The organism is Streptomyces sp. adm13(2018) (genome assembly GCF_008042145.1).
Taxonomy (GTDB): domain Bacteria; phylum Actinomycetota; class Actinomycetes; order Streptomycetales; family Streptomycetaceae; genus Streptomyces.
Window position 1 is genome coordinate 1,842,532 of record NZ_RDBH01000129.1, and the last position, 9,135, is coordinate 1,851,666.

General features: G+C 75.1%; 2 protein-coding genes and 2 pseudogenes. 3 read left to right on the top strand and 1 reads right to left on the bottom strand.

Annotated elements, in window-relative coordinates; all coding sequences use genetic code 11:
• Both EAO70_RS25270 and EAO70_RS39500 read left to right on the top strand, forming a co-directional pair.
• Positions 1-906: pseudogene (locus EAO70_RS25270) on the top strand (hypothetical protein); the annotation flags it as partial.
• Positions 894-5,653 (top strand): annotated as a pseudogene (locus tag EAO70_RS39500) (hypothetical protein); the annotation flags it as partial. The pseudogenes EAO70_RS25270 and EAO70_RS39500, both read left to right, overlap by 13 nt.
• Before the next feature lie 169 nt (positions 5,654-5,822).
• Here EAO70_RS39500 and EAO70_RS25285 read toward each other — a convergent pair.
• Positions 5,823-6,116 carry a hypothetical protein gene (locus EAO70_RS25285; protein WP_261993019.1) on the bottom strand — a complete coding sequence of 98 codons (294 nt, stop codon included), beginning with the start codon at positions 6,114-6,116 and terminating at the stop codon, positions 5,823-5,825.
• 510 nt (positions 6,117-6,626) lie between these two features.
• Here EAO70_RS25285 and EAO70_RS25290 point away from each other — a divergent pair.
• On the top strand, positions 6,627-9,135 hold a 2,509-nt coding region (locus EAO70_RS25290), incomplete at its 3' end, for a nitrate- and nitrite sensing domain-containing protein (RefSeq protein ID WP_148005346.1).

The following is a 9,135-nucleotide window of genomic DNA, read 5'->3' on the forward strand; positions in this document are numbered from 1 at the left end:
CCCCGGCCGCCCCCGCGGGCGGCGCCGTCACCCCCGCCGACGCCGCCGACGCGGCCCGCCTCGTCTCCTTCGGCCTCCAGCCCAAGCTGCTCCCCCCCGGCCGCCCCCGCGGGCGGCGCCGTCACCCCCGCCGACGCCGCCGACGCGGCCCGCCTCGTCTCCTTCGGCCTCCAGCCCAAGCTGCTCCCCGCCCGCGACGCGGAGTACGCGGAGCTGCTCCGCCGCTACCGCGAGAACCCCGCCTTCGCGCGGCTCGCCGACGCCGTCGCCACCGGCCTCGGCCTGATCGTCCTGGAGGTGTCCCCGCGCGCGGGGATGGCCGTCACCGCCGACGAGGACTCCGTCTTCGCCGTCCGCATGGGCGACTACGCGCGCCGCGCCTCCACCGACTCCGCCGACCGCTTCCTGCACGGCCTGGCCCACCTCGCCGTCGCCGCCATGGCCTTCCCCCGGCCCGAGGACCTCGCGGACGACGCGTACATCGGCCGGCTCACCGTCAACGGCGTCGACGCGTTCGTCCGCCAGGCGTGCCACCGGCTGGAGCAGCGCGCCGAGGAGCAGGGCGAGAACACCGACCCGGCGACCGACGCCCCCGGCCTGGAGGCCGCCTGGCGGATCTACGCCCGGCGCAGCGCCACCGGCGCCACGAAGGACGCCCGCCGCCTCGCCGGATCCACCACCGGCATCGTCGGCAAGGCCGCCGCCTTCCTCACCGACTCCGGCTTCCTCCAGCGCACCGGCGACGAGGGCGGCGGCTCCTACCGCACCACCGCCCGCTACCAGCTCCAGGTCCGCGACATGGCCGGATCGGCCGCCATGGCGGAGCTCCTCGACCTCGGGGTCGTCCCGGTCAGCGACGGCTCCGCCACCCTCCTGCCGCCGCCCCAGGGCGACGACCTGGAGCTGCCCAGGCGGAGTTCTTCGAGGAGGAGCCGGTCGGCCCGCCGCGCCGCCCCGCGCCCGCCGGCGTGCTCTTCCTGGAGAACGGCGGCGGCAAGTCCGTCCTCCTCAAGCTGATCTTCTCGGTGATGCTCCCGGGCCACCGCAACACCCTGGGCGGCGCCAGCTCCGGCGTCCTGCGCAAGTTCCTCCTCGCCGACGACTGCGGGCACGTCGCCCTGGAGTGGCAGCACACCCTCACCGGCGAACTCGTCGTCGTCGGCAAGGCCAGCGAGTGGCGCGGCCGGCAGGTCTCGTCCGACCCGCGGAAGTTCGCCGAGGCCTGGTACTCGTTCCGCCCCGGCCCCGGGCTCAGCCTGGACAACCTCCCCGTCGCCGAGGCCACGTCCGTGCGCACCCCGGTCGAGGGCGCCTCCGGCGCCACCGGCCGCCGCCGCACCATGAAGGGCTTCCGGGACGCGATCACCGAGGCGGGCAAGGCGTACCCGCACCTGGAGGTCGTCTGGGAGGAGATCCACGACCGCTGGAACGAACACCTCGGCGACCTGGGACTCGACCCCGAACTCTTCCGCTACCAGCGCGAGATGAACGCCGACGAGGGAGAGGCCGCCGGCCTCTTCGCGGTCAAGAAGGACTCCGACTTCACCGACCTGCTGCTGCGGGCCGTCACCGACACCCGGGACACCGACGGCCTCGCCGACCTGGTCGGAGGCTTCGGCAACAAGCTCGGCCGCCGCGCCGAACTCACCGCCGAGCGCGACTTCACGGCCGGCTCCGTGGACCTCCTCAACCGGATCGTCGAGGCTGCCGGAACCCGCGCCACCGCGCGCGACGTCCACACGGCGGCCGAGCGCCGCACCCGCACCCTCGCCCGCCGGCTCTCCGCCCGCGCCGCCGTGGAGCGCGCGCGTGGAGCCGAACTCGCCCAGCAGGTCACCTCCGCCGGCCACGCCGTCGCCGAGGCCGAGACCGCCCGCGGACGCGCCGCCCTCATCGCCGCCGAACTCGCCTACCGGCACGCCTCCCTGGCGCTCACCGCCGCCGAGAAGGGCGCCGCGTCCCAGCGCCGCGAACTCACCGACGCCCGCACCGTGCACTCCGCGTGGCAGGCGGCCGAGGTCGTCCTGCGCCACCGCGCCGCGGGCGACCGCTCCGCGCGCGTGGCCGCGGCGATCCGCGAGGCCGAGCGGGACGCCGCCCCGGCCCTCGCCGCCCGCGCCGAGGCCGCCGCCGACCTCGTACGGGCCCTGTCCGCCGCCGCCGACGAGGGCGAGCGGCACGCGGCCGAGGAGGAGGAGCGCTCCACCGCCCTCCAGGAGGTCGGCGAGACCGCCCACCGCGACGCCACCGCCGCCGCCACCGAGACCCAGCGGGCCCGCAGCGAGGCCGGACACCTCCGCCAGCGCCTCGCCGAGGTCGAGCAGGAGACCGCCGAGGCCGTACGGGCCGGCTGGCTCGACGACACGGCGCCCGACGCCGACCCCGCCCGCGCCGCGCTCGCCGCGAGCGACGCCGAGAAGACGACGGTCGCCGCCTGGGACACCGCCCGCGAGGTCGCCCGTACGGCGGCGGACCGGGCCCGCGAGGCCGCCGGGGCCGAGGCCCGCGCCGAACTCGCCGCCGCCCGCGCCTCGGACGCCGCCGAGGCCGCCGGGAACGCCTACGACGCGGAGCGCCGCGCCGCGGAGTTCCTCGCCGGCGAGCAGCGGCTCGCCGAACTCCTGAGCCTCCCGTCCACCGGACCGGCCCGGCCCGCCGCCGGCTCGCCCCTGCCCGGGCAGCGCGCCGCCACCCCCGGCGCCGTCACGGGCGCGGACGCCGGCCCGGACACAGGCGGGGAGCCCCAGGGCCCGCTCACCGTCACCGAGTTCGACCGGTACGCCGACGAACTCCGCGGCATGCTCGACCAGGCCGTCACCTCCGCCGAGCGCCAGCTCTTCGACCTGCGCACCGCCGCGGCCGACGACTCCCGCATCCTCGGCGCCCTCGGCGACGGCGGCCTGCTGCCCCCGGGGCCCGACGTCCTCGCCACCGTCGAGTACCTCGGCGAGCACGGCATCCCCGCCCTCCCCGGCTGGCGCTACCTCGCCCAGGCCGTCGACCCCGTCGACCACGCGCGCGTCCTGGCCGCCCGCCCCGAGCTGGTCGACGGCGTCGTCATCACCGACCCCGTCTCGTACGGACGCGCCCGCGAAGTCCTCGGCACCGCCGCCCTGCTGCCCCGCTCCGCCGTCGCCGTCGGCACGGCCGCCGCCCTGCTCGCCCCCGTACCGGCCCAGCGGGCCGGCGACGACACGGGCGTCTTCCTCGTCCCGCCGAACCCGGCCATGCACGACGAGCACGCCGCCGACGAGGAGCGGCACGCCCTGCGCGCCCGCGCCGCCGCCCGTGACGAGGAGATCCGCGCCCTCGCCGCCCGCCTCGCCGGAGACCGCTCCCTGGCGGCCCGGATCGGCTCCTGGCGCGCCGACTGCCCGCCCGGGATGCTCGCCGAGCTCGCGGCCGTCGCCACGAGCGCGCGTGAGACCGCCGAGGCCGCCACCGCCACCCTGGAGGAGGCCCGCACCGCCCGGGCCGAGGCCGACGAGACCGCCGCCGAAGCCGCCCAGGTGCGCGACGAGCGCCAGGAGGCGGCCCAGCGCGCCCGCCGTGTCGCCGACGCCCTGGCCGGCCTCGCCTTCCGGCTGCGCGAGCGGTCCGCCTGGCAGGCCAAGCTCCGCGAACTCGCCGACGACGCCGCCGAGGCCGAGGCCCGCGCCCAGACCTGCCTGGACCGCGCACGGGCCGCCGACGAGGACCGCCGCGCCGCCCAGCGCGTCCGACACGGCCCGCTGGAGCTCCAGGAGGTACGTGGCGTTCGCACGGCCGATCGGGTTGTCCAGGAACAGCGTGCCCGCGTGCCGGTGCTTGTCGCGGCCCCGGTCGTTGGAGCGGAGCGCCGCCATCGTGCAGTACAGGGCGATGGCCGCGGTGAGCAGCTGCCCGCCGGAGAAGACGTCGCCCATCTGCCCGACGGGCACCCGCTCGGCGCGCAGCACCGCGTCCGGCTTGAGGCATGCCGTCGCGGCGCAGGTCGGAGTTCTTCCTGACGGCCGCGCTGCCCACCCTCCGCGAGGCCTACCGGGCCGCTTCCCAGCTGTACGAGAAGGTCGGCGTCGGCGCCGACCTGCGCGCCGAGCAGGCCCGGGCCGAGGGCGACGAGTCCGCGGCCCTCGCCGAACTCGACCGCCTCACCAACAAGGTCCGCACCCGCGCCGAGCAGCTCCTGGAGTCCACCGACGGCGCCGACGGCCCGTCCCGGCAGGCCGCCGCGACCCGCGCCGAGGCCCTCGTACAGATGCTGGAGACCCGGGCGTCGGAGGCCAGCGAGAAGCTCGGACGGCTGCGCGGCGAGGCCGAGCGCCTCGCCCCCGAGGACGGCGAGCGGCACACCGACCTGCCCGAGGACCTCGTCCCCGCCGACGCCGACCGGGCCCAGACCCTGCTGCGCACCGCCACCGCCGAACTCGCCGCCCGCACCGACGCCCTGGAGGCGGCGCGCGCCGCCCACACCGGGCTGCTCCGCGACCACCGGGCCGCCGAGGACGCCGGAGGCGGCTTCGACGAGACCTCCGCCCTGCTGCGGGACCTGCTCCGCGACCACACCGACGAGGAGCGGGAGGAGGCCGAACCGTACCCCGGCAGCCTGGAGGAGGCCCGTAAGACGGCCGGCGAGGCGCGCCGCGCGCTGCGCGCCTGCACGGCGGAGCTGTCGTCGGCCGACGCGTCCTTGCGCGAGGCGAGCGACATCCTCGTACGCCACGCCAACTCCACCCGCTACGAGCAGGTCCGCACCCCGGCCCGCCAGCAGATCCGCGAACTCCCCGCCGCCGCGCTGCCCGAGCACGCCGCGAAGTGGGCCGAGGCCTTCGCGCCCCGTCTGCGGGTCCTCACCGACGAGCTGGAGCAGCTGGAGCGCAACCGCGACTCCATCGTCGACCGCCTGCGGGGCCTGGTGGAGTCCTCGCTCGCGACGCTCCGTTCGGCGCAGCGGCTCTCCCGGCTCCCCGAGGGCCTCGGCGAGTGGTCGGGCCAGGAGTTCCTGCGAATCCGCTTCGAGGAGCCCGACCAGGCCACCCTCGCCGAGCGGCTGGGCGAGGTCGTCGACGAGGCGACCCGCGCGGCCGTCAGGAAGAACTCCGACCTGCGCCGCGACGGCATGTCCCTGCTGCTCCGCGGGGTCCAGGCGGCGCTCGAACCGAAGGGCGTCTCCGTCGAGATCCTCAAGCCGGACGCGGTGCTGCGCGCCGAGCGGGTGCCCGTCGGGCAGATGGGCGACGTCTTCTCCGGCGGGCAGCTGCTCACCGCGGCCATCGCCCTGTACTGCACGATGGCGGCGCTCCGCTCCAACGACCGGGGCCGCGACAAGCACCGGCACGCGGGCACGCTGTTCCTGGACAACCCGATCGGCCGTGCGAACGCCACGTACCTCCTGGAGCTCCAGCGGGCCGTGTCGGACGCGCTGGGCGTGCAGCTCCTCTACACGACGGGCCTGTTCGACACGACGGCGCTCGCCGAGTTCCCGCTGGTGATCCGGCTGCGCAACGACGCCGACCTGCGGGCCGGTCTGAAGTACATCAGCGTGGAGGAGCACCTGCGCCCGGGCCTTCCGCAGACGGCGGCCGAGGGCGAGACGATCCACGGGGAGATCACGGCGACGAGGATGTTCCGCCGGCACACGGCCGACGACCCCGGCGCGGCGGTGCCCTCCTAGGCGAAGTCCAGGCCGGTCAAGGCCGGGCAAAGCCAGTCCAGAGTCGTCAGCAGAGGTCGGGAGGCGTCAGGAGGCGTCGGCCCGACCGCCCCCGGCACAACGGCGAGTGGCCGGACCCCCCTTCGAAGGGGGGTCCGGCCACTCGCCGTTGTCGCTTCTCCTCGCAGGCTCAGGCCGCCTCGGGCAGCGAGACCGCCTCCGCCCGGTCCTCTCCGCGCTTCGCACGGATCGGCGGACGGGCCGCGCTGCTGGGCTCCGACACCACGCCGTTGCGCTGGCGCCACACCTGACGGGTGATCCACACGTCGAGCACGCTCCAGGTGGCCACGACGGTGGAGACCACCGCGGTGATGGTCACCGGGAACGCCAGCCATGAGCCCGTCACGGAGCCGAAGAACGCCACGACCGCCTGGATGAGCGTCACCGATGTGATCATCACGGCCCGTACGGCGGCGGTGCGCACGGGATCCGGCATACGCCGGCGTGCCCGCTCGTCCTCCACCCACAACTGCCCCGACGACCGCGCCTCGTGTTCCATTGTCCTGTCACTCCCCACCACTGACCGACTCCAGGAGCGTCTGCCCGTCTTGAGCGCCTATACACGGACAGGGTTCACCCCGTACTTAATGACGCACGAGAGAGGGAAAAGGTTTCGTCCGACCTGGGACGAACGTGAGCGGTGTGGGACCGGGGCAAACAATTCCAGCCATCTCCGCAGGCCGGAGAAATGGCGCATCGTCAAGTGTCCTACGCCACATTGACCAACCCCAACTCCCCGAATAGCCGGACATCTCATGATCAAGGCTCACTCGACAGGCTGAAAATAGCCCGGACATGCCTTCGGGATGGCCGTGATGCAGTAGTAGGCTCGCGCCGCCGTTTGTTGAATCTCAAGGTTGACGCCGCGTGTTGACGCCGGACGTCACGAACGTGAAGGACCTCCGGGGACACGGAGGTCGAGCTGGGGGAGGCCATGCGCTTTCGCGGGAAGTCCATCCGCCGGAAGATCGTGGCGTTGCTGCTCGTACCGCTCGTCTCCCTGACCTGCCTCTGGGGCTTCTCCACCGTCCTCACCGGACGCGAGGCCGACCAACTCCTGGACGTCGGCTACATCGTCGACAAGATCGGCTATCCCCTGGAGGACACCGCCCGGGTCATCCAGCTCGAACGGCGCCAGTCCCTCATCTACCTCGCCGACCCGCGTGGCACCGACACCCTCAGCTCCCTCAAGGAGACCCGCAGGGCGACCGACCGCCAGATCGCCCGGATCCGCGCCAACGCCACCGACCCCGGCGTACGCGAGGAGATGCGGCCCGTCACCGCCCAGCGGCTCGGCTCCCTCCTCGAAGCACTGGAGGGACTCACCTCCCTGCGCCGCTCCGTGGAGAAGCGCGACATCGGCCGCATGCAGGCGCTGGACTTCTACAACCGGCTCGTCGACCCCTGCTACAGCTTCCTGGTCACCCTCCACGCCCTCGAGAACGTGGAGATGGACAAGCAGGGCCGCGCCCTCGTCGGCATCACCCGCGCGCGTGAACTCCTCTCCCGGGAGGACGCGCTCATCCTGTCCGCGCTCGTCGCGGACCGCGTCACCGCCCAGGAGATCCGGGCGATATCCGACCTCGTCGCCAACCGGAAGCTGTTCTACGAGGTCAACCTCGAACTCCTGCCGGCCGCCGAGCGCAACCGCTTCGAGAAGTACTGGCGCAGCCCGGCCAGCCAGCCGCTGCGCACCGCCGAGAACGCGATCATCGAACAGGGCCCCACCGACGACTCGCGCGCCGTCACCCCCGCCTACTGGCAGGACAACGCCAGCCCCGTCCTCGACGACCTGGCCAGGGAGAACACCGCGGCCGGCGACCGCTACCAGGACCGCGTCCAGCCCGCCGCCTACAGCGTCCTGCTCAAGGCCGGCGTCGCCGGGGTCGTCGGCTTCCTCGCCCTGCTCGCCTCCATCGTCATCTCCGTCCGCATCGGCCGCGACCTCGTCCGCGACCTGCGCCGCCTCCAGAAGGAGGCCCAGGAGGTCTCCGGCGTACGACTGCCCAGCGTGATGCGGAGGCTCGCCGCGGGCGAGCACGTCGACGTCGTCACCGAGGTGCCCCACCTCGGCTACGGCCCGGACGAGGTCGGCCAGGTCGGCCAGGCGCTGAACACCCTCCAACGCGCCGCCGTCGAGGCCGCGGTCAAGCAGTCCGAGCTCCGGCGCGGCGTCTCCGAGGTGTTCGTCAACCTCGCCCGCCGCAACCAGGTCCTCCTGCACCGCCAGCTCACCCTCCTCGACACCATGGAACGGCGCACCGAGGACACCGACGAACTCGCCGACCTCTTCCGGCTCGACCACCTCACCACCCGTATGCGACGGCACGCCGAGGGCCTCGTCATCCTCTCCGGCGCCGCGCCCTCCCGGCAGTGGCGCAAGCCCGTCCAGCTCATGGACGTGGTCCGGGCCGCCGTCGCCGAGGTCGAGGACTACGAGCGCATCGAGGTCCGCCGCCTCCCGCGCCTCGGCGTGGGCGGTCCCGCGGTCGCCGACCTCACCCACCTCATCGCCGAACTCCTGGAGAACGCCACGGTGTTCTCGCCCCCGCACACCGCCGTGCAGGTGCTCGGCGAGCGGGTCGCCAACGGCTTCACCCTGGAGATCCACGACCGCGGCCTCGGCATGAACCCCGACGCCCTCCTCGACGCCAACCTCCGGCTCGCCGAGACCCCCGAGTTCGAACTCTCGGACACCGACCGGCTCGGCCTCTTCGTGGTCAGCCGGCTCGCCCAGCGCCAGAACGTCCGCGTCTCGCTCCAGACCTCCCCGTACGGCGGGACCACCGCGGTCGTCTTCATCCCGGCCGCGCTGCTCACCGACGCGCCCGAGACCCAGGGCGCCGGCTTCCGCCTGGACCGCAAGACCCTGGAGCGCCCCGGCCCGGCCGACGGCGAGGCCGCCGCCGACGGCGTCCTGCCGAGCCGCCGCCCGGCGCTCGCCAGGGTCCCCGACGTGACCGGGACACCCGGTCCCCTCGACGGACCCGTCGAGCTGGAGGGCCCCCTCGGCAGCGAGGAGTACGACGTGCTCCTCGACGGCGCGGCCGACCTCCTCGACACCGAGAGCGAGCGCGGCGGCCTCTTCCGGCCCCGGAGCCGCCGCTCCGGACGCGCCCCCGCGGGCGAGCAGCACCAGCAGGCCCCCGACCGCCAGGCCGGCCGCGACGACGCGGACGAGCCCGCCGACGCCGCACCCGCCCGGCCCGTCCCGCTGCCCCGCCGCCGCACCCCGACCCTCGTCGTCGACCACGGCCGCCGCCTCGACGGACCGGACCGCGACCGGACCGCGGACGGCCACGACCGGGGCACCGACGGACCGGACCGGCGCCGAGGCGCCGACGGGGCCGACCGGGCGCACCCGATCCCCGACGCGGACGCCGCGCCCACCGGCCGCGCGCACCCCGCCCCGGGCCGGGCCACCGACGGCCCCGGCCCGGGGC